At 68.9% G+C, this 25,195-nt stretch carries 23 protein-coding genes; 11 read left to right on the plus strand and 12 right to left on the minus strand.

What is annotated here, in order from left to right; all coding sequences use genetic code 11:
* Positions 1-3: 3 nt before the first annotated feature.
* The 6 genes from A2G96_RS17070 to A2G96_RS17095 form a co-directional block, all read right to left on the minus strand.
* On the minus strand, positions 4-1,386 hold the full coding sequence (locus tag A2G96_RS17070) for a beta-barrel domain-containing protein (RefSeq protein ID WP_062801201.1): 1,383 nt from the start codon (positions 1,384-1,386) through the stop codon (positions 4-6).
* A complete protein-coding gene (locus A2G96_RS17075; protein ID WP_062801203.1) occupies positions 1,383-4,097 on the minus strand; it encodes an FHA domain-containing protein in 2,715 nt (904 codons plus the stop codon). Before A2G96_RS17075 ends, A2G96_RS17070 begins: the two co-directional genes overlap by 4 nt.
* A 141-nt stretch (positions 4,098-4,238) precedes the next feature.
* Positions 4,239-5,699 carry an efflux transporter outer membrane subunit gene (locus A2G96_RS17080; RefSeq protein WP_062801205.1) on the minus strand — a complete coding sequence of 487 codons (1,461 nt, stop codon included), beginning with the start codon at positions 5,697-5,699 and terminating at the stop codon, positions 4,239-4,241.
* Between the two features lie 183 nt (positions 5,700-5,882).
* Complete coding sequence (locus A2G96_RS17085; RefSeq protein WP_062801207.1) at positions 5,883-6,149, minus strand: hypothetical protein; 267 nt, start codon at positions 6,147-6,149, stop codon at positions 5,883-5,885.
* A 305-nt stretch (positions 6,150-6,454) separates the two neighbouring features.
* On the minus strand, positions 6,455-6,883 hold the full coding sequence (locus A2G96_RS17090; RefSeq protein ID WP_062801209.1) for a DUF4399 domain-containing protein: 429 nt from the start codon (positions 6,881-6,883) through the stop codon (positions 6,455-6,457).
* Positions 6,884-6,952: 69 nt separating this feature from the next.
* The gene (locus A2G96_RS17095; RefSeq protein WP_062801212.1) at positions 6,953-7,378 is read right to left on the minus strand and encodes a DUF4399 domain-containing protein; all 426 of its coding nucleotides are present in this window, start codon (positions 7,376-7,378) and stop codon (positions 6,953-6,955) included.
* Positions 7,379-7,797: 419 nt separating this feature from the next.
* Between A2G96_RS17095 and A2G96_RS17100 the strand changes: the two genes are divergently transcribed.
* On the plus strand, positions 7,798-8,889 hold the full coding sequence (locus tag A2G96_RS17100; protein WP_417926433.1) for a formylglycine-generating enzyme family protein: 1,092 nt from the start codon (positions 7,798-7,800) through the stop codon (positions 8,887-8,889).
* Between the two features lie 50 nt (positions 8,890-8,939).
* On the opposite strand, the gene A2G96_RS17105 is transcribed toward A2G96_RS17100, so the two are convergent.
* Positions 8,940-11,021, minus strand: a complete 2,082-nt coding sequence (locus A2G96_RS17105) for a serine/threonine protein kinase (RefSeq protein ID WP_062801214.1) — start codon at positions 11,019-11,021, stop codon at positions 8,940-8,942.
* A gap of 409 nt (positions 11,022-11,430) precedes the next feature.
* Between A2G96_RS17105 and A2G96_RS17110 the strand changes: the two genes are divergently transcribed.
* From A2G96_RS17110 to A2G96_RS17130, 5 genes are all read left to right on the plus strand, one after another.
* Positions 11,431-11,700 carry a hypothetical protein gene (locus A2G96_RS17110; protein WP_062801216.1) on the plus strand — a complete coding sequence of 90 codons (270 nt, stop codon included), beginning with the start codon at positions 11,431-11,433 and terminating at the stop codon, positions 11,698-11,700.
* Positions 11,701-11,755: 55 nt separating this feature from the next.
* Complete coding sequence (locus A2G96_RS17115; RefSeq protein ID WP_062801218.1) at positions 11,756-12,025, plus strand: hypothetical protein; 270 nt, start codon at positions 11,756-11,758, stop codon at positions 12,023-12,025.
* 84 nt (positions 12,026-12,109) lie between these two features.
* Complete coding sequence (locus A2G96_RS17120; protein ID WP_062801221.1) at positions 12,110-12,382, plus strand: hypothetical protein; 273 nt, start codon at positions 12,110-12,112, stop codon at positions 12,380-12,382.
* A 104-nt stretch (positions 12,383-12,486) separates the two neighbouring features.
* Positions 12,487-12,729, plus strand: coding sequence for a hypothetical protein (locus tag A2G96_RS17125; protein WP_062801223.1), 243 nt, complete (start codon positions 12,487-12,489; stop codon positions 12,727-12,729).
* Between the two features lie 806 nt (positions 12,730-13,535).
* Positions 13,536-15,419 carry a DEAD/DEAH box helicase gene (locus tag A2G96_RS17130; RefSeq protein ID WP_062801225.1) on the plus strand — a complete coding sequence of 628 codons (1,884 nt, stop codon included), beginning with the start codon at positions 13,536-13,538 and terminating at the stop codon, positions 15,417-15,419.
* A gap of 81 nt (positions 15,420-15,500) precedes the next feature.
* On the opposite strand, the gene A2G96_RS17135 is transcribed toward A2G96_RS17130, so the two are convergent.
* Entirely contained in the window at positions 15,501-16,757 is a 1,257-nt protein-coding gene (locus A2G96_RS17135) for an SUMF1/EgtB/PvdO family nonheme iron enzyme (RefSeq protein WP_062801227.1), read from the minus strand.
* A 109-nt stretch (positions 16,758-16,866) separates the two neighbouring features.
* Positions 16,867-17,961 carry an L-histidine N(alpha)-methyltransferase gene (egtD, locus tag A2G96_RS17140; protein ID WP_062801229.1) on the minus strand — a complete coding sequence of 365 codons (1,095 nt, stop codon included), beginning with the start codon at positions 17,959-17,961 and terminating at the stop codon, positions 16,867-16,869.
* Positions 17,962-18,539: 578 nt separating this feature from the next.
* Between egtD and A2G96_RS17145 the strand changes: the two genes are divergently transcribed.
* The 3 genes from A2G96_RS17145 (at position 18,540) to A2G96_RS17155 (ending at position 20,678) form a co-directional block, all read left to right on the plus strand.
* Entirely contained in the window at positions 18,540-19,247 is a 708-nt protein-coding gene (locus tag A2G96_RS17145; protein WP_062801232.1) for a TerC family protein, read from the plus strand.
* 139 nt (positions 19,248-19,386) lie between these two features.
* On the plus strand, positions 19,387-20,181 hold the full coding sequence (locus A2G96_RS17150) for a thymidylate synthase (RefSeq protein ID WP_062801234.1): 795 nt from the start codon (positions 19,387-19,389) through the stop codon (positions 20,179-20,181).
* On the plus strand, positions 20,178-20,678 hold the full coding sequence (locus tag A2G96_RS17155; RefSeq protein ID WP_062801236.1) for a dihydrofolate reductase: 501 nt from the start codon (positions 20,178-20,180) through the stop codon (positions 20,676-20,678). Before A2G96_RS17150 ends, A2G96_RS17155 begins: the two co-directional genes overlap by 4 nt.
* A 61-nt stretch (positions 20,679-20,739) precedes the next feature.
* Here A2G96_RS17155 and pmbA read toward each other — a convergent pair whose 3' ends face one another.
* A complete protein-coding gene (pmbA, locus tag A2G96_RS17160; protein WP_062801238.1) occupies positions 20,740-22,107 on the minus strand; it encodes a metalloprotease PmbA in 1,368 nt (455 codons plus the stop codon).
* Between the two features lie 58 nt (positions 22,108-22,165).
* Between pmbA and yjgA the strand changes: the two genes are divergently transcribed.
* On the plus strand, positions 22,166-22,780 hold the full coding sequence (yjgA, locus tag A2G96_RS17165) for a ribosome biogenesis factor YjgA (RefSeq protein WP_417926414.1): 615 nt from the start codon (positions 22,166-22,168) through the stop codon (positions 22,778-22,780).
* A complete protein-coding gene (gene mog, locus A2G96_RS17170; RefSeq protein ID WP_062801242.1) occupies positions 22,777-23,415 on the plus strand; it encodes a molybdopterin adenylyltransferase in 639 nt (212 codons plus the stop codon). Before yjgA ends, mog begins: the two co-directional genes overlap by 4 nt.
* Before the next feature lie 54 nt (positions 23,416-23,469).
* On the opposite strand, the gene A2G96_RS17175 is transcribed toward mog, so the two are convergent.
* Together A2G96_RS17175 and orn are read right to left on the minus strand one after the other, a co-directional pair.
* Positions 23,470-24,351 (minus strand): AEC family transporter, encoded by an 882-nt coding sequence (locus A2G96_RS17175; RefSeq protein WP_062802230.1) that lies wholly within the window; start codon positions 24,349-24,351, stop codon positions 23,470-23,472.
* 82 nt (positions 24,352-24,433) lie between these two features.
* Complete coding sequence (orn, locus tag A2G96_RS17180) at positions 24,434-25,078, minus strand: oligoribonuclease (protein WP_062801245.1); 645 nt, start codon at positions 25,076-25,078, stop codon at positions 24,434-24,436.
* Between the last annotated feature and the right edge of the window lie 117 nt (positions 25,079-25,195).

The following is a 25,195-nucleotide window of genomic DNA, read 5'->3' on the forward strand; positions in this document are numbered from 1 at the left end:
GCGCTAGCCCGCCACCTCGCGGAAGGGATCGAGCCCGAGGTCGATCAGGCGCCGTTCGCGCACCACGATCTCCGCGGTGGCGGTCATGCCGTAGCGCAGCGGATACTTGTTGTCGGCCACGGTGTAATAGTCGCGCGCCAGGCGCACGCGGCCTTCGTAGACCGGCTGCTTGTCAGGCCCGCCGGGCTTGGTCGCGGGCGAGATGAATTCCAGCGTGCCGTCGATGATCCCGTAGCGCTGGTACGGGAACGCGCTGAACTTGAGCTTGACCGGCAGCCCCTCGCGCAGGAAGGCGCGGTCGCGCTCGGCAATCACGATCTTCACCACCGGGCGCGCATCCTTGGGCGCGATGCCGCCCAGCGGCGTATTGGCCTGCACCTTGTCGCCGCGCTGGGTCGAGGTGACGTCGGTGATCACGCCCGACACCGGCGCCAGGATCAGCAGGAAGTTGTCCTTGTCGATATTCTCGAAGCGGATGCGCGCGGCGGCGTCGGCGACCAGGCGGGCGGTCTGCACCTGCAGGCGCAGCTTGTCCTCGGTATTGGCGATCTCGCGCAGCGCCGCGTCATACTGCACGCGCAACCCGGCGAGGTCCTGGCCGCTGCTTTCCAGCTCGGAGCTGGCCTGGGTCAGCTCGCGGGCCACGCGCGCCTCCAGCTCGGTCAGCCGCGACTGCGCCACGCGCAGGTTGTTGTCCGCGTCCTGTGCCGCGGCACGCTTGGCGTCGACCTGCGATTGCGAGACCCCGCCGCCACCGGGCAGCGCCAGCAGGCGCGCGTAGCGGTCCTGCTCCTGGCGCGCGAACTCACGCGCGCGCCGCGCGTTCTCCAGGTTGCTGCGCGCTTCCTGCACCTGCGCGCGCTGCTGCTCGGCCAGCCGCGTGGTGCCTTCGGCGATGCGGGTCTCGTGCTGGCGCGTGGCCACGTCGATCTGCTGCTTGAGCGCCGCCGCGCGGCGTTCCATCAGCGCCTTCTTGTCGGGGAACTGCTTCCACTCGCGCTCTGAGTCTTCCAGCTTGAGCTGCGCCTCGAGCGCGTTGGCCGCAGCCTCGATCGCGCCGCGCGCATTCAGGCGCGCCAGCACATCGTCCTTGGACACGGGCTGCCCTTCCGCCACATACAGGTCGGCAAGTTCCCCATCCACCGGCGCATAGAAGCGCCGCACCTCGGACTCCGGCGCCAGCGTGCCCTGCGCGGTGACGATGACATCGGCGTGGCCGACGAACGACCAGACCAGCCCGCACAGCACCAGCGCGAAGGTGGTGACGATGGTCAGCATGCCCAGCCGCGACGGCTCGGCGCTGAGCAGGCCGATGCCCTCGGCGCCGTGGTCTTCGAGCGCCTCGGACAGTGGCTTGAGGCCGGCGTGGCGGGAGTCGTCCTTCATGGCTTCCCCACTGCCGCCGGTGGCGGGGCCGCGGCCGTAGCTGCAGACGCAGGCGCGACGGACTCCGGCGCCTTGCCGGTGTCTTCACCGCCGATCAGCGCAAGCTTGGCCTTGAGCACGGCGGGATCGAGCACCGTGCTCAGCTCGCGCAGCGCGTGCCGCTGCTGCTCGGCCTCGGCGCGGATTTCCTGTTCGACCTTGGCCAGCTGCGCCAGGTCGGCGCTCTCGCCGGCACGCAGTTGCGTAAAGATGCGCATGCCCTGGCGCGCGTCGTCCTGCGCCTGCGACAGCAAGCGCGCCTGCGCGCGGAACTTCGGCGAGATGCCGGGCTCGAGCCGCTGCTCGCCGCCGATCACGCCGTTGGCGCGATACTGCTTCCACGCCGCGAGCGCGCTCGCCATCAGCTCGCGCGCGCGCCGCAGCGCACTGTCGCGCACGCCGTTGACATCGGCCTCGACCGCCCTGGCGAAATAACCGTCCTCCTCCGCCTCGAGCATGGCGTAGAAATCGAGCAGGCGGTCCTCGTAGCCGCGGCTGCCGCGCGCCGACTGCAACGCGGCGTACTGCGCCGCGACCTGCTGCTTGTGCGCTACGTCGCGCGCCAGGTCGTCGGCCCACGGCCCGCCGCGGATCTGCCCGAGCGCGGCCAGCGCCGCGGTGCTGTCGCCGCGCTGCCACGCGCCGGCGGCGTTCGCATACGCGCGCGCCATCTCCGGCGGCGGCAGGCGCGCGCCCAGGCTGGCCAGCTGCGCCTGGAACGGCGGCGTGGCGAAACGGCTGTCGGTCAGCCGCGCCACCAGCTGCCCCGGCCGGCGCGCGCGCAATGCCTGCAGCAGGCCGGTGTAGCGATCCAGGTCCGACTGCAGCCGGTCCAGGCCGGCCAGGCGCGGATATTTCTCGCGGTATTCGGCCAGCACCGGCTGCAAGGCTTCCGGGCGGTCGCGGCCCAGTTCTGTAGTGATGGTGGCATTGAGCCGGTCGATCGCCGCCAGATAGACCGAGGCGTCGTTCTGCAGCCGGCGCACATCGCTGAGCGCATCGGCATACAGGTCGCGGAACGCCGGCACGTCGGCCGCGATGCGGCCGAGCGCGCGCTGGTGCGCGGCGGTGTCCTGGTTCCAGTACGCCAGCAGCTGGCGCATCGGCGTTTCGTCGGTGTACAGCCGGATCGGCGCATCGGCACCGCGCGCCGCGGTGAAGCGCTCGAGCCTGCCGATCCAGTCGAGCTCGGCCAGCAGCGGCCGCGCTTCCGCGTTGTGCGTGCTGAGCTGGCGCAGGCGCGCCAGCACGGCATCGGCGCCGGCCATGTCGTTGGCCTTGAGCCTGGTGGCAAAGTCTGGCACGTAGGCGCGCAACAGCGCTTCGGTACCGATAGCCTGGACTTCGACATCATCGGGGTGTCGCGCCAGGTAGCTGTCGGCCGCCTGCGCCGCGCCGGCGTAGTCGCCGGCGGCAAAGCGCGACTGCACCGCGCGCTCCGGCGCGCCACGCCAGTAGACCGCGGCGCCCGCCACCAGCGCGAGCAGCACCAGCGCCCCGCCCCAGCGCGCCGCACGCCGCGTGCGCGCCGGCTGGTCCAGTCCGAACAGCCGCGCCCCTTCCGCCAGCAGCAGCGCGGCACGGCCGCGCGTGCGGTGCTCGCGCGCGCCGTCGGCGGCGGCGGTGGCTGCGGCGGCCTGCGCCTCGGCTTCGGCGTTGACCTCGTCCTCCTGGTGGGCGGCGTAGTCGACGCAGAAGATATCGAGGAAGGAATCGGGCGCGCCGACAAAGGTGGTGCGGTCGCCGTCATCGCGCGTGGGCGGCGTGGCGGAGGTGGCCGCCTCCGCGGCAGGCGATGCGGGCGTGCCCGGTGTATCAGCCGCATCAGCCGCATCAGGGGTATCGGGCGTATGCAGCAGCGAACGCGTCGCCGTGGCGTCGCCGGCGCCTTCGGATCGCACCTGCGCCTGGTAGACAAAGTGGTTGCCGCCAAACGCGATCAGGTCGCCGTCGTCGAGCGGCACGCCGTGGTCGGCCAGGCGCTTGCCGTTGACGAAGGTGCCATTGGTGCTGCCGAGGTCCTCGACGAAGGGGATGCCGCCCTTCAGGTAGATATGCGCATGGCGCCGCGACAGGTAGTTGACCTGGTGCGGGTAGCTGTCGCGAAAGCGCGCGAAGGCATCGTCGCCCTTGCTGATCAGGTACGGGAACTGCTCCACGTGCAGCGGCTGCAGCCCGACGTCATGGCGTTCCGGCACCAGCGTCAGCGCCACGCGCGGCGGCACCGGCTGCGGCGCGCGCGGCACCAGCCGCACCCGGAACGACAGCGCCGGACCGAACGCGACTTCATCGCCATCGCCGAGCCGCGCCGGCTGGCGCGCCACGGCCACGCCGTTGACGCGCGTGCCGTTCTTGCTGCCGAGGTCCGCCACGTAGACCGCGCCGTGCTCGGCAAAGATGCGCGCATGGCGTCGCGACAGCGGCGCGGACAGGGCTTCGGGGTAGGCGGCGAACGGCATCTCGCTGCGGCCGACCGCAAACAGCGCTTCGTCGATGCGGATCTCGCCGAGCCCGGGATGCGCCACCGGCGTCAGGAACACATCGAATTCCTGCGCCGCGTTCTGCGCCATGTCCGGCACCACGTTATGCAACGCATCCTGCGCGAGGTCCCGTGCGGATCCCTGGGCCATGTTCACCGGCATTTCCATGATCAGTGCTTCGTCAGGAGCCATGTTTCCAGCGAGCCAACAGCGCGCTGCCGCGGCGGCAGGCCAGGGGGATGAAGCGACTAAGAACATAGTAGGCGACGGCCTAGGCGAGTCAATCGGCCGTGGCCGGCGTGGCTGGCGTGGCAGCGGCATCGTCGGCACCATTCACTGCGGCGGATTCAGCGCGGTATTGCGCACATCGGCCTCGGGCCAGCCGCCGCCGAGCGCCTTGTAGAGCGTGATGGTGTCGCCCAGGATTTGTTGGTGGACCGCCAACAGCTGCAGCTGCGCGGCCAGCAGCGAGCGCTCGGTTTCGAACACTTCGAGCTGCGAGACCACGCCTTCCTTCAGCTGCGCCTCGATCTGCGCGGATACCACGCGCAGCTGCTCCACCTGCTGCTGCAGCTCGATGCGCTGCTTCTTGTGGGCGTCGACGTTGACCAGCGCGGTCTCGACTTCCTCGAACGCGGTCATCACGGTGCGGCCATATTCGTTTTCCGCCACGCCCACCTGCGCCTCGGTGGTCTTCACCCGCGCGCGCACGCCCGGGTCCAGCATCGACAGGTTGATGCTGGGCATGAAGCCGAAGGTGAAGGACTTGAGCAGGTCGCTCAGGGCGAAGCTGGCGGTGCCGCCGCGCGCGGTCAGGCTGATGCTGGGCAGCTGCGCCAGACGCGCCTGGCCGACGATGTTGTAGGCGGCCAGCACGCGATACTCCGCCGCCACCACATCCGGGCGCCGCGCCAGCAGCTGCGACGGCAGCCCCGCCGGCACCGGGGGCGGCTGCACGCGGTCCTGCAGCCGCCCTGGCGGCACCTTGAGATTGCCGGCGGGCACTCCCACCAGCGTCGCCAGCGCGTTCTCCGCCACATCGCGCGAACGGCGCAGCTCGAGCAGGTCCTTGTTGAGCCGGTTGATTTCGGCCTGCTGCTGCATCACGCGGATCTTCGGCACCAGCCCGTTCTGGTACATGGCCTGGTAGGTCGACAGGATCTGCCCGTTCCTGGCCACGGTACGCGACTGCTGCTCGATCTGCTCGTCGAACTGCAGGATCTGGAAGTATGTGGTCGATACCCCGGCCACCAGCGTCAGGTAGCCGGCGCGCCAGTCGGCCTCGGTGGCGCGGAACTCGGCGGTCTGCGCCTGCACGCCCTTCTCGACCTTGCCCCAGATATCGATATCCCAGTTCAGCTGCGCGCCGGCGTTAAAGGTCCAGGTGGACTTCTGCCCGGTGCTCTTGTCGAAGCTTGCGCCGGCGCCGACGTCGATCACCGGCAGCCCGCCGGCGCGGGCCTCGCCGATCTGCGCGTTGGCCACGCGGATGCGCGCCGCCAGCACCTTGATGTCGTAGTTCCCTGCCAGCGCGCGTTCGATCAGCTGGTTCAGGTACGGGTCCTTGAAGCCCAGCCACCAGTTCGGCTGCACCGCTTCGGCCGGCGATACCGTGATCGATTCCTGGCGCGACCATTCCGCCTTGACGGGTGTTTCGGGGCGCTGGTACACCGGCGGGCGGAAATCGGCGCAACCCGCGAGCAGCGCCAGGCCGGCCAGCGCGGCAAGCCAGGCAGCACGGCGCGGCGCGCGGATCACCGCAAGCACGGACGGGGCAATGGGGAATGCGGGCACGATGGGTTCCTGCGTGCGACGGCGGCGGTCGGCAGGGCTGCACCGGTTCGCCGGTACATCGGGGCCGCCGCGTCTGTCTGTATTGTGGTGCGCGCGGGCGCGCGCTCCAACCCCGATCGGCACGGGGTCGGCAAAAGCGCCGCGGGGACGCCCCCGCGGCGCGGCGCCATCTCAACTATCTTCTCAGCGATAGATATTGTTGCTGGCGTTCTGGTTGGTATCCACATGCGAGCGGACATGGTCGAGGAAGGCCGAGCCATTGCCGTTCAGGTTGGTCACGGACTGCATCTGCGCGATCTCCTGCACGGCGGTGATGCTCTTGTCGAACGACAGGTTCAGCGGCTGGAACACGGCCACGAACGGCAGCGCGCGGCCGCCGTGCACGGCGTGCATGCTCTTGCGGTCCAGGGTTTCGACAGTGGTCAGGTCGGCGAGGGTCAGCTTGGTCATGATGGTCTCCGGTAGAGGAAGGGTGTTGCCTGGGGTTTCTGGGTTCGAGCATCGGGTTGGTGTCGCGCTCGGGAGGGACAAACGCAGGGACTGTGCCAGCGCGCCCGCGATGCCGGGGAAAATCGCTGAAGTGCCTGTAAACACGGGGGTTTTTCGTTTCCGGCGCGTCGCCGGGAAGGACCGCGGCACGATTGCCGCGCGGTGCTGTGGCGGGAGGACGCCAACAGGTTGGAGGATTCGTGTTGGGATCGGGCCAACAACCTGGACCGCTTCCGCGCCAGGTCACCAGCCCGCCTGCCCCAGGCCTACTTCACGTAGATCGTGATCCGCTTCGAATACACCGGCGGGTTGGTCGGTATGTGCTTGTCGTCGCCCATCAGCAGTTGAAGCGTGTGCTTGCCCGGCGCCAGCTCGATCATGGTCTCGGTCTCGCCCGCGCCGAAATGCAGGTGATTGCGGTCGTTGGGAATCTCCTTGTCCATCGGCGGCAGCTCGACGTCGATCAGCAGGTGATGGTGGCCGGTATTGGGATACTTCACGTCCTTGGGCGCCACCCCCATATTGCGCAGCCCGAACCACACCTTGAACGGTTTGCCGGCGGGCAGGGTCTGCCCGTCGTTGGGCCAGCCGATATACAGGTAGGCATTGGGCGGCGCAGCCGTGGGGCCGCCCTGCACCCACGCGGACAGCAACAGGCTGACGGCGAAGACGGCCGCGGCAAGTAGTCGGGACATGGCGCTCTCCCCTGTCTGTAGATCGGCATCTGCGATGCGTGCGCGGCGGGCGCGGCGCACGCCGCGTCGCTATTTCACCGTGATCGTGATCTTCTTCGAGTAGATCGGCGGCTCGAACGGTACGTGCCTGGCGTCGCCCATCAGCAGTTGCAGCGTGTGCTTGCCGGGCGGCAGTTCGATGCGCGCATCGGTCTCGCCCGCGCCGAAGTGCAGGTGGTTCTTGTCCGAGGGGATTTCCTTGTCGAGCGGCGGCAGCTCGGTATCGATCAGCAGGTGATGGTGTCCGCAGCGCGGCAAGTCGACGCCCTTGGGGCAGACGCCCATATTGCGCAGGCCCATGCGCACCCAGAACTTGCCGCCGCCGATGACGGCGCCGTCGTGCGGCCAGATGATGTAGACCTCGGCATTGGGCGGGGCTGCCGTCGACAACGACAGCGACGGCGCGGCGGCCAGCGTGGCGGCCGCCAGCAGGCGGATCAGGAATCGTCTGGACATACGCGTCGCCTCCCCGAGAGCTATCCCGAAACCCGATCACGTTGTCCCGAAAGCCCCTTGTTGTTGCTTGTTGGTCAGCGCTCGGCGATTCGTCATTCAGGTTAGAACGCAAGCGCGGAAAAGGCGACCCCGGCGTGCCGCGGCGGCCCGGCGATGCCCCGCCGCATCCACACGCGCTGTGCTATCTTGAAGCAAGCCGGTCGGCGTCCTGGCCACGCACCGATGTGCCCAGCGCATGCCGGCGGCGACGGCAGGCAATGGAATCGCGGCGGCTCCAGCGAGGTGTGAAGATGTGGCGCAACCTACCAGTGGTACGCGTGGCTGCGATGATCCCGGTTGCCGCCGTGGCAGCACTGCTCGCCATGGCAATGCCCGCGGCAGGCGAATCGATGCAAGCCCGGACCCTGCTCGCCGGCATCATGCCGAAGAACACCGACGAGCAGTATGAGCTGAGCTTCTGGGAATCGATCAAGAACAGCAACCACGCTGCCGATTACGAGGCCTACCTGAAGCAGTACCCCAACGGCCGGTTCGCGGGACTGGCGAGGGCACGGATCGAGCGCCTGGGGGGCAGCGCGCCCGCACCCAAGGCGCAGGCACCTGCGCCGCAGCCGCGCGCCGGCGCCACGGGCAGCGGACAGGCCTCGCGATCCCCCGCACCTGCAACGGCTTCGGCTCCGCCGGCCAAGGCTGCGCCGCCCGCGGCCGCGCGTCCCTCAACTCCAGCACCAGCGCCAGCACCAGCACCCGCACCGCGTGCCGCGGGCGACGGCGTGGTCAGCACCACGCTGCGCACCGCCGAAATCCGCGATTGCCCGGCCTGCCCGGCGCTGGTCACGGTTCCGGCAGGCAGCTTCACCATGGGCAGCAACGCCAGCGACCCGGCCGAAAAGCCGCCGCATCAGGTCGCCATCGCGCAGCCGTTTGCCATCGGCCGCTATGAAGTCACGGTCGAGCAATGGAACGCGTGTGCCGACGCCGGCGGCTGCCAGCGCATTCCCACCGTCGCCGACAGCGCGAAGAACGCCCCGGTACGCGACGTCAGCTGGGACGACGCGCAGCAGTACGTGGCGTGGCTCAGCAAGACCACCGGCAAGAGCTACCGGCTGCCCACCGAGGCGGAATGGGAATACGCGGCGCGCGGCGGCAGTGCCACCACTTACTGGTGGGGCGACCAGATGCGCAAGGGCAATGCCAACTGCAAGGACTGCGGCGATCCGTGGAGCCAGGATGCGCCGGCGCCGGTGGGCTCGTTCGCGGCCAACCCCTACGGCCTGCATGACGTCAACGGCAGCGTGTGGGAATGGGTGGCCGATTGCTGGCACAGCTCGTACAAGGGCGCGCCCGCCGACGGGCGCGCATGGAACGAGAACGCCTGCGGCGCGCGTGTCATCCGCGGCGGCTCGTGGCGCGAAGGCGCAAGCTACATGGTGTCGTCGACCCGCTTCAAGTACAGCCCGAGCGTGCGGCAATCGCAGAACGGCTTTCGCGTGGCGCGCGACATGAAGTAGCAAGCCGCTGCGGCGCAAAGCGCAAGTCCCCGTGGCTGTGGCCGGCGCCGTCAGCGTGCGCGCGTGGAAATCTGCACCAGGTCCGCGCTGATGCGGTCGCGGCCATAGGTGCGCGCCATCTGCGCCAGCGGTTTCTCCAGCGCGCGCAAATAGTCCTGGCGCGATTCGACCTCGGCACGGCGAGTCGCGAACAGCGGTGCGGGCGTGGTCAGCAGCACCACCAGTTCGTTGCCGAAGGGCGGTGAAACGATCCAGTCGCCGCTGTCGCCGATGGTGGCGTGATGCGCGGGCGGCGCCTGGTGGGCCGGAATGCGCTGGCTCGGCACCATATGCGCGACCTTGCCGTCGGCGGCGAAGTAGTCGACGTAGACGTAGGAATCCTTCCCCGGCGTGCGCAGCTCGAGCACCATCGGCGTGCCCTCGGTCAGTTGCGTGCCCTTGCCGCGCAATTGCAGCGACGACGCCGTCTCGCCCTGCCGGTTGCCCGACCAGTACGGCGCGATCATCGCGGCCACTTCGCATTTGTCGGCGGCGAGCGGCTGGGCCTCGACCACCACCTCGCGCAGCGCCCTGGCCCCCGGCAAGCCGCTGAGCTGTTCGCGCAGGCGCGCGGCACCCACGCTTTCGGCGAGGTAGCCGCGCACGTGCAGGGTCTGGTCCTGGCGCGCGCCGGCAAGCAGCGAGCACGGCACCGCGGCCAGCAGCTTGCCGACCTCGGCCATCGACAATTCCGCCGCTGCGGCTGGCGCGGGTGCTGGCGGCGCAGGCGCAGGCGCTGCGGGCGGCTCCGCAGCCGGCGCGGCAGCGGTGACCGGCGCAGGCGCGCCGGCATCCGCAACGGGAGCCTCGGCTGGCCGCTGCGACTGCCACGCGTAGAAGCCGAGTGCCGCCACGCCGGCCAGCGCGGTCAGCACGCCGCCCGCCACCAGCGGCCGGGAGTGCCGCGCCGGCGCGGCCGGCACCACGCTCATGCCCTGCAGGAAGCGCGCAACCGTCGGCGTGCGCGTCTCGCGGTCGAGCGAAAGGGCTTCACGCAGGGTCTTCCATTGCGTGCGGCCCAGCTGCGGCAGCGGCGCCGGCTTGAGCCCGGCTTCGCGCGCCTGGTTGGCCGACAGCCGCTGGTAGGGATGCTTGCCGCTCAGCAGTTCGTAGGTCACGCAGGCCAGCGCGTAGATATCGTCGCGAGGGTCGGGCTCGCGATGCTCGAACATCTCGGGGCTGGCATACGCGGGCGTCATGCCGCCCAGCGAACCGGGATCGAATACGGTGCGGTCGGATTCATCGGCCGGCGGCAGGAAGCCGCGCGCGATGCCGAAGTCGATCACCTTGACCTCGCCGTTGGCGGTCAGGAAGACGTTGGCGGGCTTGAAGTCGCAGTGCACGAAGCCGCGCTCGTGCGCATACGCCAGCGCATTGCCCATGCCCTGGATGATGGGCATGGCGCGTGCCATCGGCATGCCGGCGAAGCCCGGGGCCTTCAGCACATGGTTGAGCGACGAGCCCGACAGGTACTCCATGGTCAGGAAGACCACCGGCCCGTCGCGGTCGAAGTCGTAGACCGTGACGATGTTCCGGTGCGCCAGCGTCTGCGCCTTGCGCGCCTCGCGCTGCAGCGCCATCAGCGACTTGGGGTGGCCGCTGAATTGCAGGTTCAGCACCTTGATGGCGATGTAGGGCCGGCGGTCCGACGCTTCCAGCTTGCGCAGGTCGAGCGCCTTGTAGACCGTGCCCATGCCGCCGACGCCCAGGCATTCTTCCAGCACGAAGCGGCCATTGAGCGTATCGCCCACGCCCTTGGTGGCCGGCGTCTGCGGCAGCGTGCCCGGCTCGGGCGAGGCCGCATAGATCGAGCCGGTTTCGGTGCCGGCCAGGCGCGTGGCGTCGCTGGCGCCATCGCCATCGTATTGCGTAGCGCCGCGGCGCTCGATGCGCCGCATCACTTCGGCATAGACCGCGGGCGGAAACGGAAAGCGCGTGTTTTCCTCGATCACCACCCGGGCCGCCTGGCTAGGGGTGGTGGGGTCTTGCGCCAGGGCCGTTTCGAATGACGCGACGAACTCGTCGTCGGAGAGACCTCCGTTCTGGAACTTGCGGATCAGCTCTTTGAGACTGGCCACGGGATGCCCTGACATGGTTGCTGGCAGGGCCTGTCCCGCCCTGCGGAGATGCCCTCTCCTCGCTGGATACTAGTGCGCACCCAAGGCATGCGCAAACCATGCGAGGACGGCATGCGAGCGCGCCCTGGCGCGCTTTGCATGCGCCAGTGCCGGATGCATCCGGCACTGTCGCGGCGGCACCAACACCGCCGCCGCCAGTGTTGGCCGCGGCCCGTCATACCGCACCGTTGCCAGCGCCGTGCAAGCCGTGCGCGCGAACCGACATCGGCTGCAAATACCCCTTGTTTTCAGGGACTTGCGCGTGCGCGGCGCGAATACCGATGGCGCTGGCACAGTCCCTGCGATTGTCCCTCCCGAGCGCGACACCAACCCGATGCTCGAACCTCGAAACTTAAGGCAATACCTTCCTCTACTGGAGACCATCATGACCACGCTGACCATCAAGGACCTGTCCTCCGCCGCCACCCTCGACAGCAAGCGCATGCACGCCGTGCGCGGCGGCATGTCGTACCTGCCCTTCGCCGCCGTCTACAGCCCCGTCAAGCTGTCGGTCGACAAGAGCATCACCGCCGTGCAGGAGATCGCGCAGATGCAGTCCGTCACCAACCTGAACGGCAACGGCTCGGCCTTCCTGGACCACGTCAAGTCCGACGTGCGCACCAACCAGAACGCCACCAACAACATCTTCGGCTGAGCATCGCGCCCAGCCCACCGAACCCAGACACTGACTACCGATACCGGAGACCATCATGACCACGCTGACCATCCAGGACCTGTCCGCCGCCGCAACCCTCGATAGCAAGCGCATGCACGCCGTGCGCGGCGGCACCTCTTACCTGCCCTTCGCCGCCGTCTACATGCCGATCAAGACGTCGGTCGACAAGAGCATCAGCGCCGTGCAGAGCATCGCGCAGATGCAGTCGGTCACCAACCTGAACGGCAATGGCTCGGCCTTCCTGGACCACGTCAAGTCCGACGTGCACACCAACCAGAACGCCACCAACAACATCTTCGGCTGAACGCCGATGCACAGCGCGCGGAGCGACTGCCTGCAGCAAGCTCCGCGCCAACCGCCCCCCACATCGATTCCAAGGAGCACCATCATGTCAACCATCCTCGTGCGCGACCTTGCCCTGAGCAAGGAACTCGACCGTGCCTCGCTGGGCGCCGTACGCGGCGGCAGCTCGTGGCTCAGCCGCGGTGTCGGCGATGTCGGCCCGCTCGCCAATGTCACCGTCAACGTCAACCAGAACATCGCGCAGCTGCAAAGCATCAACGTCAACACGCTCAACAACAGCTTCGTCGGCCCCGGCGTCGGTCCGGTGCGCGTCAACGTCAACCCGTCGCAATGGGCCGGCAACTTCGCCGCCGTCTGAGCGCAGCGCGCGGCGGCCCGCAGGCAGGAGCGCGGGACCGCCTCGCCTATACTGAAGCGGTCCCGCGGCCGCATGGCCGTGGTCCCGCTTGACCGGAGACAGCCATGGCAGTGATCGTCATCAAGGATTTGCCCGACAGCATGGATCTCGACCGGCAGGCCATGACCACCATCCTCGGTGGCGGGCGCACCGCCGGCGGCCAGGCATGGCATGGCTTGCGGCGCCAGGGCGCCGCGCGCATCGTCGACTACCCCGGCGGCTTGCCCGGCAACCGCCATGTGATGCCGCGCGAGGCGCCGCTCGGCCGGCTGCCGCGCAAGCCCGCGGGCAAGGATGCCGGGGACTGAAGCGAGCCCCCGGCCAAAATGAAAAGCCCGCCATCTCTGGCGGGCTCTGGATGCGGACGGGCCCGGACCGCCTGGGTCACGCGGTCAGCAGTTCGGTCATTCTGTATCCATGCAGGCTTCCCATGATTCCGCCCATGACGCGGACGCCCATCCGGACCACCCGGAGAGTCGCAGGAAGACCTGGCGCGTGGAGTCAATGACCGCAGTGCTTGCCGCGAACAGCGGCGCAATGCCGCTGAAGGAGGTCAAGCGGGAACGTTTTCGTCCGCCCCGTGCGGGCATCCTGTGTGCTCGCGCCTCAAGTATAGGCGGGGCATTTCCGCTTTCAACCAGCGCGCCGGCCGCTGCTGCGCAGGTGACGCAGCGCTGACATATCCGGTTACGTTTTCGCAGTGCAACAAAATTCTGGCACTCTGCTATAATCCGCGCCGTGAGTTTCGCAACTGTGAGATCCGCCAAGCGCCCGGCTTCCTGCCCGGCGAATCCGCTGCCCTCCCAAGCTCTGTTTCCTCGCTGCCGGACGCCTAGTCATCACAATATGGCCCCAGCCGCCCAGCAGAACGCACCGCTCACCTGACGTCGCCTCGTCTCCGATCCTGTTGAACAGCCTGAACTGAGCTGTTTGCCTGCCAGGGACATGGCCGGACCGCCCCGCGGTAACCAGCCACCACCCTGCCTGCCGCCGTACTGCCAGCTGCGTCTGTCGTAACGGCCTCACCGATTGGCGCCGAAGCCTTTTTAAGACTTTGCACTGCGCCCACCCCATTCTGCGTTCGGGGTGCCATGCATTTATTTGACCTTTCGACATGACCCAGCACGACATTCGTGCGGAGCAAGCTATTGCCTCCGCGACCGACGCTTCGATCACTTCCGACGCTGCCCAGAGCCCGCTCGACAAGCTCGACGCCCTGCTCAACCCCAGCCCGGCAGTGGAAGCCCCGGCCGTGGAAAGCGGTTTCGCCGCGCTCGGCCTCGACGCGGCCATCCTGCGCGCGCTCTCCGAACTGAACTACAACACGCCCACGCCGGTGCAGGCCCAGGCCATCCCGGCCTTCCTGGCCGGCCGCGACCTGCTGGTCTCGAGCCAGACCGGCTCGGGCAAGACCGCCGCGTTCATGCTGCCCGCGATCCAGCGCATCAGCGAAATGCCGGCGCCGCAGCGCCCGACCGAGCCCGCCAAGCGCATGAAAGGCAAGCGTCCCCGTCCGGCCCCGGCCCAGCCGGCGCTGCTGGTGCTGACGCCGACGCGCGAACTGGCGCTGCAGGTGACCGAGGCCGCCGCCAAGTACGGCCGCAACCTACGCCGCATCGTCTGCGCCAGCATCCTGGGCGGCATGCCCTACCCCAAGCAGCTGGCCATGCTGGCCAAGATGCCTGACATCCTGGTGGCGACGCCGGGCCGCCTGCTCGACCATATCGACGCCGGCCGCATCGACCTGTCGGCGCTGCAGATGCTGGTGTTCGACGAAGCCGACCGCATGCTGGACATGGGCTTTGCCGACGACATCGACGCCATCGTCAACGCCACCCCGGCTTCGCGCCAGACGCTGATGTTCTCGGCCACGCTGGATGCGCGTATCGCCCAGCTGGCGTCGCGACAGCTGAAGGACCCGCAGCGCATCGAGATCGCCGCGGCCCGCGCCGACCAGAGCCATATCGAGCAGCGCCTGCACTTTACCGACGACATGTCGCACAAGGAGCGCCTGCTGGACCACCTGCTGCGCGACGCGTCGCTCAAGCAGGCGATCGTCTTCACCGCGACCAAGCGCGATGCCGATTCGCTGGCCGAGCGCCTGTCCGACACCGGCTTCGCCGCCGGCGCGCTGCACGGCGACATGACCCAGGGCGCGCGCAACCGCACCCTGACCGCGCTGCGCCGCGGCAACCTGCGCGTGCTGGTGGCGACCGATGTGGCCGCGCGCGGCATCGACGTGCCCGATATCACCCACGTGGTCAACTTCGACCTGCCCAAGCAGGCCGAGGACTACGTGCACCGCATCGGCCGTACCGGCCGCGCCGGCCGCTCGGGCATCGCCATCAACCTGGTCAACCACAACGACATGTTCCAGTGGCGCCGGATCGAGCGCTTCACCAACCAGCGCGTCGACGCGTCGGTGATCGAGGGCCTGGAGCCGCGCCGCTCGCCCAAGCCGCGCTCCGGCTTCGGCGGCAAGCCGGGTGGCCGCGGTGACTTCCGTGGCAACGGCGGCGGCAATGGCGGCTACCGTGGCGGCGAACGCAGCTTCGGCGACCGCAAGTTCGGCGGCGACAACCGCAGCGGCTTCGGCGAGCGCAAGTTCGGCGGCGAGGGCCGCGGCTTCGGCAACCGCACGGAAGGCGCGCGCCCGTTCGGCGACGACAACCGTGGCGGCTTCGGCAACCGCGAAGGCGGCTACCGTGGCCAGGGTACCGGCTACCGCGGCGCCAGCGACGGCGCGCGCGGTTTCGGCAACCGTGAAGGCGGCCGCACGTTTGGCGACGACAACCGCGGCGGCTTCGGCAATCGTGACGGCAACCGCGGCTTCGGCGACAGCCGTGGCAACGGCGGCGGCTACCGTGGCAATGGCGGCAACGGCGAAGGCCGCAGCTTCGGCAACCGCGACGGCAACCGCGGCTTTGGCGGTGGCTTCGGTGGCAATGGTGGCAATGGCGGCGGCAACCGCAACAGCCGCTCGCGCTACGAGCGTTGATCACGCGGTGCGCTGAGCGCACCGGCCGGATAGCAGACAGGGCACCCTCGGGTGCCCTGTTTTTTTGTGCCGGCGCGGTGCTTACATCGCGCAGGTGCGAAAGCCGATAAAGGACAGGTCGTCCTCGGGCAGCCGCGCCCAGCGTGCGCGCACATGGCGCAGCCGCGCCGGGCTGGCGAACGACACCCCGCGCACCGCCTGGTGCGTGCCGAAGCGCCCCACCATATCGCCGTCGGACGGCGCGGCGACAAAGCCGGCATACGGTTCGTACGGGGTGGCGGTCCACTCGCGCAGCGCGCCCCACTGCAGGCCGCGGTTCTGGGTCGCGGCGAGTTCCCATTCCGATTCCGCCGGCAGGCGCCGCCCGGCCCAGACGCACCACGCCTGCGCCTCGTACAGCGTGACGTGGCGCACCGCCTCGTCCGGATTGAGCGTGCGCAGCGTGCCGAAGCGCTCCAGCATCCATGCGCGCGATTCCGGATGGCGCGACCAGTAGCGCGGCGCGGAGCGTTCCTGCGTCATCAGCCATTGCCGCCCCGCCGACGACCACCAGGCCGGATGCTCGTAGCCGCCGTCCTCGACGAACTCGAGGAACTGCGCGTTGCTGACCAGCGCCATGTCGATTTCGAACGCGGGCACGTAGGTCGGCTGCGGCGGCAGTTCATCGGGCCAGGCAAAGCCGTCGGCATCGCTCCAACCCAACGTGAAGCGCCCGCCCGGGAAATGCAGCGTGCCGCCATGTCCGGCGGCCGCCACCGGCGCCGCGCCGGCGGCCTCCGCGGGGGCCATGCCAAGCGCCTGCAGCAGCGCGGCCACGCCCTCGCCCTGCGCGTCTTCATGCAGCAGCGCGCGGCGGAACGGGTACAGGGTCAGGTCGGTGTCGTCGGGCAGCAGCGCGATCCGGCGCAGCACGCCGTCGAGCACCTCGGCGGCATAGCGCTTGACCACGGCGACATCGGGCAGCGCGATCTCCCAGCGCTCGTCGGGGCCGATGCGATCGGGATCGAACCATTCGTCGGCGCCGTCGAGCCGCGACGGCTCCGACGCCACCGGCACCGGCACGCCGCCGCGCTCGACCTGGCGCACGCCGCGCAGGCACCACCACTCCGCATGCCAGGCCACGTGGCCGAGCGTCCACAGCGGCGGATCGGCATCGTACTGGCGCGGCACGTCCCAGGCGCGGCGGGTCTGCCCGAACGGCGCCAGCCACGCCAGCGTGCGGCTGCGCGTGTCGACCAGCGCCTGCGCCAGCCCTTCGCGCGGCAGCCGGCGCGGGTCCGACCACGTCGCCTTGCCGCCGGTGAAGTAGAGATCGGGAAGCATGGGAAAGCCGCTCATCGGGGAAGTCCGCGCAGGGTGTGGTGGGTGGAGAGGCAGCGATCCGGACAGCCGCGGGCAGGCCGCGCCGGACTGCGGCCATTATGACACTACCCACCCCGCGGGCCGGTCAGCCGCGCGCGTGGAACACCGCGAACCAGCCGCGCGGATCGGACCAGTACACCGGGTCGTCAAAGCCGGCGGCTTCGAGCAGCAGCGCGAAGTCCTCGGCGCGGTACTTGTACGAATCCTCGGTATGGATGCGCTCGCCCGCAGCAAACTCGCGCGCGCCGCCATCCCACTGCACGCGCACGTCGCGGCAGGCCTGCAGGTGCATCTGGATGCGCGAGGCGGCGCGGTCGAAGCTGGCCTGGTGGCGCCAGTCGTCCAGCGCGAAATCGGTGCCGACGATGCGGTTCACGTTGCGCAGCACGTTGCGGTTGAAGGCCGCGGTGACGCCGAGCGCATCGTCATAGGCCGATACCAGCGTGGCTTCGTCCTTGTGCAGGTCCACGCCGATCAGCACGCCGTCGCCGCGCCCGGCCGCGCCGCGCAGGCGCTGCAGCAGCGCCAGCGCTTCGACGGGAGCGAAATTGCCGATGCTCGAGCCCGGATAGAAGAACAGGCGCCTGCCGCGCCTGACCTGGGCCGGCAGGTCGAACGGCGCGCACAGGTCGGCGCCCAGTCCCAGCATCGGGATCTCGGGATGCTGCTGCTGCAGCGACGACAGCGTCGCGCGCAGGAACTCGACCGAGATATCGACCGCCACGTACTGCGCCGGGCGCAGGCTGCCGAACAACCGCGCCGCCTTCTCGCAGTTGCCCGCGCCCAGGTCCACCAGCACGCAGCCGCTGCCCGCGCGCGCCGCGATCGCGGGCGCCGCGCTGGCAAAGATCGCGGCCTCGGTGCGGGTCGGATAGTACTCGGGCAGGTCGGTGATGGCTTCGAACAGGCGCGAACCCAGCACATCGTAGAAGAACTTGGGGCTGATCGCCGCCTGCGCCGCGCGCAGGCCTGACAGCACCTGCTCGCGCAGCGCGCCGCTGTCTTCGCGGTACTGCTGCACCAGCTGCGGCTGCGGCGGGCGCTGCGCGCGGCCGTTGGCCAGCGCCACCAGTGCGGGCGGCGCCACGGCATGGCCGTTATGGTGGTTCAGGGGCGGGAGGGGTGTCTGCGGGGCTTTGTGGTGCGAGGGCGGGTTGGGCGGGTTCGGGACAACCGGCATGTCGTTTCCTTGTGTGGTCGCAAATGGGCACTGCTTCACTGCGTATTCCCCAAGGCCGCGCGGTGCATGTCGTGCGCGCCGGTCTCCGCAATGCGCGCCTGTGCTGTCCGGGACGCATCGGTCGGAGCCGAACCTCAAGGATAGGCCGATCCGCCGGATCGCGCAGCCCCATGGCGGGCGCCGATACAAAATCGCCGTCAACGCTCCGGCACGCCGGAGCGGCTGCATGGCGTGCCCGGGCGAGACGATTACGGCACCCGGCCGAACTTGAGTCAGTATCTTTCCTAATTCGGCACGTCCCTTGCGGTTCGTTTATAATCCCGCCCAGCGCGGCCCCTGAACGGGCCGTGTCCCTCAAAGGGGAGTAGCTCCGGGGCTTTGCCCTTAGCACAATCGTCATTCCGGGACCGCAGTCCCCGGTTGTGCTGACAACCGGCGCGCATACCGCGCCAGTGGTCGAGCAAGACCTTTGCAACCTGGACTTCATGGTTTGCAAAGGCGCCCCCACGCTCCCGTGCACGTGAATCCAGGCGAACCCAATGCGCGCGCTTGCGCTGATTCGTACCTGAGGAGAGTTCATGGAGTGGTTTACCGATCTGTTCACGATGCAGTTCCTGACAGCGCTGCTGTCCATCGTCGTCATTGACCTGGTGCTGGCCGGGGACAATGCCATCGTGATCGCGCTGGCGGCACGCAACCTGCCGCCCCACCTGCAGAAGAAGGCCATTATCTGGGGTACCGTGGGTGCCGTGGTGGTGCGCTCGGCCATGACGATCGGCGTGGTCTGGCTGCTGAAGATTCCGGGGCTGATGCTGGTGGGCGGCCTGGCGCTGGTGTGGATTGCCTACAAGCTGCTGTCCGATGACAGCGGCGAAGAAGGGCACGGCGCGGGCGCGGCGACCCTGTGGGGCGCCATGAAGACCATCATCATCGCCGACGCGGTGATGGGCGTGGACAACGTGCTGGCCGTGGCCGGCGCCGCGCACGGCAGCTTCCTGCTGGTGGTGCTGGGCCTGCTGATCAGCATCCCCATCGTGGTGTGGGGCTCAAGCCTGGTGCTCAAGCTGATGGCCCGCTTCCCGGTCATCATCTACGTGGGCGCCGGCGTGCTGGCGTTCACCGCGGTCAAGATGATCGTGCACGAGCCGCTGATCAAGGCGTTCTTCGAAGCCAACCCGGTGGTCAACTGGGGCCTGTACGTGCTGATCGTCGGCGGCGTGCTGGGCGCCGGCTACCTGGTGCAGAAGCGCCGCGAGCAGCAGCAGGAGCCGGCCGGCAGCCACTAAGCCTGCCGCCGGTGCCAGGGCCCTGTGCCCTGGCGCTGCCGCAAAAGACGGGCCGCCCGGAGGGGCGGCCCGTCTTGCTTTAAAATGCCAGCTTCGCGGGCCCAGGCGCCCGCGCCACCTTCCATCCCGCCCCGCGCCGATGAAACAGTACCTCGACTTCATGCGCCATGTTTACGAGCATGGCACCGACAAGGCCGACCGCACCGGCACCGGCACGCGCTCGGTGTTCGGCTACCAGATGCGCTTCGACCTGCGCGAAGGCTTCCCGGTGGTGACCACCAAGAAGCTGCACCTGAAGTCGATCATCTATGAACTGCTGTGGTTCCTGCAGGGCTCGACCAATGTGCGCTGGCTGCAAGAGCACGGCGTCACCATCTGGGACGAGTGGGCCGACGAGCACGGCGAACTGGGTCCGGTCTACGGCTCGCAATGGCGTTCGTGGCCGGCGCCGGACGGCCGCCATATCGACCAGATCTCCGAGCTGGTGGCACAGATCCGCGCAAACCCGGATTCGCGCCGGCTGATCGTGTCGGCCTGGAACGTGGCCGACATCCCGCGCATGAAGCTGCCGCCCTGCCATGCGTTCTTCCAGTTCTACGTGGCCGACGGCCGGCTCTCGTGCCAGCTGTACCAGCGCAGCGCCGACATCTTCCTGGGGGTACCGTTCAATATCGCCAGCTATGCGCTGCTGACCCACATGATGGCGCAGCAGACCGGGCTGGAAGTGGGCGACTTCATCTGGACCGGCGGCGACTGCCACCTGTACAACAATCATTTCGAACAGGTGCAGACGCAGCTGGCGCGCGCGCCGCTGGCGCTGCCGCAACTGAAGATCCTGCGCCAGCCCGACAGCATCTTCGACTACCGCTACGAAGACTTCGAACTGGCGGGCTACCAGTCGCACCCGGCGATCAAAGCACCGGTGGCCGTATGACGCTGCTGACACTGGTTGTAGCGCGCGCCCGCAACGGCACCATCGGCCGCGACAACACGCTGCCGTGGCGCCTGCCGGAAGACCTGGCGCACTTCAAGCGCACCACCATGGGCGCGCCCGTGATCATGGGGCGCAAGACCTGGGATTCGATCGGCCGCCCGTTGCCGGGGCGCCGCAATATCGTGGTCAGCCGCAACCCCGACCTGCGCCTCGAGGGAGCCGAGGTCGCGCCCTCGCTGGAAGAGGCGCAGCGCCTGTGCGTCGGCGCCGAGCAGATCTTTTTGATCGGCGGCGCGCAGCTGTATGCCGAGGCCATGCCGAGCGCGGACCGGCTGGTGGTGACCGAGATCGACGCCGATGTGGAAGGCGATGCCTTCTTCCCGGAGATCGACCGCACCCAATGGGTGGAGGTCTCGCGCGAGACGCATCATTCGGAGGCGAACGGCTTCGACTACGCGTTCGTCACCTACGAGCGGCCGCCGTCGCAAGAATCGTGACCGGCGCATGAAGTAAAAAAAGCGGGCCCTGGCCCGCTTTCTTATTTGGCGACGATGCCGCTCAGTTACCAGCGATCGTCATCTGCTCGATCAGGATCGAGCCGGTTTCCTTGGTGCCGCGCACCAGCGCATCCGCGCCGATCGCAACGATCTGCCGGAACATCTCGGCCATGTTGCCGGCGATGGTGATTTCCTCGACCGGGTACTGGATCACGCCATTCTCGACCCAGTAGCCCGACGCGCCGCGCGAATAGTCGCCGGTCACGTAGTTGACGCCCTGCCCCATCAGCTCGGTCACCAGCAGGCCGGTGCCAAGCTTGCGCAGCATGGCGGGGAAGTCGTCGCCGGGCTCGGTCAGGCTGCTCGACAGCGTCAGGTTGTGCGAGCCGCCGGCATTGCCGGTGGTCTGCATGCCCAGCTTGCGCGCCGAATAGGTCGACAGGAAATAGCCCTGCACCACGCCGTCCTTGACCACGTCGCGCTCGCGCGTGCGCACGCCTTCCTCGTCGAACGGGGCGCTGCCCATCGCGCCGGGGGTATGCGGCTGCTCATGGATCTGGATATGCGGGGCGAACACGGTCTGGCCCAGCGAATCGCACAGGAAGGTGGACTTGCGGTACAGCGCGCCGCCCGACACCGCCTGCACGAAGGCGCCGAGCAGCCCGGCGGCCAGCGGCGCCTCGAACAGCACCGGGCAGCGGCGCGTCGACAGCTTGCGCGCCTGCAGCCGCGCCAGCGCGCGTTCGGCGGCGTAGCGGCCGATGTCCTCGGGCGCTGCCAGCGCCAGCGGGGAGCGCTTGGACGAGTACCAGTCGTCGCGCTGCATGCCGCTGCCGCTGCCGGCGATCGGCGCGCACGAGATGAAATGGCGCGAATACGGATAGCCGCCGCTGAAGCCGCGCGTGGTCGCCAGCACGAACTGCGAATGCTGGGCCGAGACGCTGGCGCCGTCGCTGTTGCGGATGCGCGGCGATACCGCGAACGCCGCGGCCTCGGCGCGGGTCGCGATCTCGATCGCGGCTTCGGCGTCGAGCGCCCACGGGTGGAACAGGTCCAGGTCCTGCGGCGCGCGCTCCAGCAGTTCCTCTTCGGCCAGGCCGGCGCAGTCGTCCTCCGCGGTGAAGCGGGCGATGTTGTAGGCCGCCTCGGCGGTGGCACGCAGCGCGGCCGGCGAGAAGTCCGAGGTGCTGGCGTTGCCGCGGCGCTTGCCGATCATCACCGTGACCCCGACCACCTTGTCGCGGTTCTGCTCGATGGTCTCGACCTGCCCCTTGCGCACCGACACCGACAGGCCGCTGCCTTCGGAGATCTCGGTGGCGGCGTCGGTCGCCCCCAGTTCGCGTGCCACCCGCAGCACATCGGCGGCCATCTCGCTGAGCTGGGCCTGGGTGTAGGTGAAATGCGCGGTCTGTTCGGCGATCTGGTCCATGCTGGGCGGGTGTCATCAAAAGTCCAAGCGGCAATCATAGCAAGATAAAATGCCGGGCATGACGCGAAATTCCCGTAACTCCCAAGGCGCGCGCTTTCCCGGAGGCTTTGCCCCCGAGCCGGAAGACGACGAGCCGAAAAGCAAGTCGCAGCGCAAGCGCGACATGACCGCCCTGCAGGACCTCGGCGCCGAGCTCGAGGCGCTGCCCAGGGACCGCCTGGCGCGCGTGCCGATGCCCGAGGCGCTCGCCGACGCCATCCACGAGGCGCGCCGCATCAACAGCCACGAAGGCAAGCGCCGCCAGATGCAGTACGTCGGCAAGATCATGCGCGGGCTCGAGGACGAAGAGGTCGAGGTGATCCGGCAAGCGCTGGAAGGCTTCAAGGGCACCAGCAAGGCCGAAACCGCCCGCATGCATCTGATCGAGCGCTGGCGTGAGCTGCTGCTGGCCGACGACGCGGCGCTGACGCGCTTCCTCGGCGAGCATCCCGGCATCGACGTGCAGGCGCTGCGCAACACCATCCGCAACGCACGCAAGGAAAAGGAACTGGGCAAGCCGCCGCGCTATTTCCGCGAGCTGTTCCAGGCGATCAAGACGGCGCTGGACCTGAAGGACGGCAAGGGCCGCGGCGCCGAGGAAACCACCCCCGACCATCCGGAGCCCGAGGCATGACCCAGACCACCCAGCCGGTTGTCCGCCACCATCCCGACGAACTCGTCGTCGGCTTCGTTTCGATCTCGGACCGCGCCTCGGCCGGCACCTACCAGGACGAGGGCATCCCGGCGCTGCGCGACTGGTTCGGGCGCACGCTGACCTCGCCGTGGCAGGCGGTGGAGCGGCTGATTCCCGACGAGCAGGCGCAGATCTCGCGCACGCTGATCGAGCTGGTCGACGTGGCCGGCTGCGACCTGGTGCTGACCACCGGCGGCACCGGCCCGGCGCGCCGCGACGTGACCCCCGAGGCCACGCTGGCAGTGGGCACCAAGGAAATGCCGGGATTCGGCGAGCAGATGCGCCAGGTCAGCCTGCATTTCGTGCCGACCGCGATCCTGTCGCGCCAGGTCGCGGTGATCCGCGAGACCGCCAGCCGCGCCGCGCTGATCATCAACCTGCCCGGCCAGCCGCGCGCCATCCGCGAAACGCTGGAAGGCCTGCGCGAAGCCGACGGCAAGCCGGTGGTGCAAGGCATCTTTGCCGCGGTGCCGTATTGCATCGACCTGATCGGCGGCCCCTACATGGAAACCGACGAGACCATCGTCAAGGCCTGGCGTCCCAAGAACGCCGTGCGGGCCAAGCCCGCGGCCTGATCGGGCGCCTTGACCTTGCCTGCCCGCCGGCACGCGCCGCGCGGGCCTGCCGCCTCAGCGCAAGCCCAGGTACAGCCCCACCGGCACGAACACCACGGCGGCGATATTGCCGAGCAGCACGATCGACGCCACCTGGTCCGGCTCCTGCCGGAAGTGGTCCGCCACCAGGAAATTCAGCACCGCCGGCGGCAACGCCGCAAACACGAACAGCAGGCCGCGCTGCAGCTCGGTCAGCGGCACCCACTGCGCCAGCGCCAGCGCCACCGCGATGCCGGTGAGCGGACACACCGCCGCGCCGACCAGCCCCATGCCCCAGTTGCGCAGGCTCACATCCTTCATGCGCACGCCCAGCGCAAACAGCATCAGCGGCACGGTGGCATCGCCCAGCAGCTTGACCGACTGGTAGACCGGATCCGGCAGCATGAACCACGGCCGCGCCAGCGCCAGCGCCACGCCCGCCACGGTCGCCAGCACCATCGGGTTGCGCGCGATCTGCGCCAGCGACGCATGCCGGTTGACAATCTTCATGCCGATGGTGAAGTGCATCAGGTTCGACGCCGCGAACAGCGCCACCGCCGGCGCCAGCCCGGCCGGGCCGAACGCGAACACCGACAGCGGCAAACCCATGTTGCCGCAGTTGTTGAACATCATCGGCGGCACGAAGGTGCGCGGATCGACCTTCATCCAGCGCGCCAGCCCCCACGCCAGCACCCCCGAACCCAGCACCACCGCCACCGCGCAGCCCAGCAGCACCAGCTGGTCGGCCAGCACGAAGTCCTTGCTGACAAAGGCCGACACCACCAGCAGCGGCGCGATCACGTCCAGCGTGGCGCGGTTGATGCCCGCCATGTCCGGATGGGCCTTGCGCCCGTACAGCCACCCGACCAGGATGATCAGGATGACCGGCGTGATGATGGAGACGATGCGCTCGAACATGGGCAGGCGGATGGGCAACGCGCCGCCTGCAAGAGCACGGCGCGCCGGGAATGGTGGGATGCTTGCGGGAGCCGCGTTCCGCTTACTGCGCCGGCGTGCCGGCGGCCGGTGCCTCGGGGGACGTGGCGGACGCGTCGGGCGCTGCGGCGCCGGGCGCGGCGTGGCGGATAAAGTGGGTGCGGTAGTACCGCAGCTCCTCGACCGACTCCAGGATGTCGGCCAGCGCCGTATGCAGCTGGCGCTTGACGAAGCCCTTGTGGATGGCCGGTTCCCAGCGCTTGCACAGCTCCTTCAGCGTCGACACGTCGAGGTTGCGGTAGTGGAAGAACGCTTCCAGCTTGGGCATGTAGCGCGCCATGAAGCGGCGGTCCTGGCAGATCGAGTTGCCGCACATCGGCGACTTGCCCGCCGGCACCCAGCGCTTGAGGAAGGCCAGCAGCTCGGCCTCGGCCTGCGCTTCGGTCAGGGTCGAGGCCTTGACCTTGTCGATCAGGCCCGAGCGGCCGTGGGTGCCCTTGTTCCAGTTGTCCATGCCGTCGAGCACGGCATCGCTCTGGTGGATCACCAGCACCGGGCCTTCGGCCAGGATATTGAGCTCGGAGTCGGTAATCACCACCGCCACCTCGATGATGCGGTCGGTATCCGGCTGCAGGCCGGTCATTTCCATGTCCAGCCAGATCAGGTTGTTTTCGCTTTTTACGGATTTGGCGGCGGCTTGGCTTGTCATCGGGACTGCGGAAGATAGGGATTTGGGGGAAGGCGGCCGCGGCGGCGCCGGGCGCGAACAATTTATAATTCTCGCATATCCGTCCGGGATGGCTGACCGCGCACCAGCGCGGCGCCG

Origin of the sequence: Cupriavidus nantongensis, from assembly GCF_001598055.1 — a bacterium.
Classification (GTDB): domain Bacteria; phylum Pseudomonadota; class Gammaproteobacteria; order Burkholderiales; family Burkholderiaceae; genus Cupriavidus; species Cupriavidus nantongensis.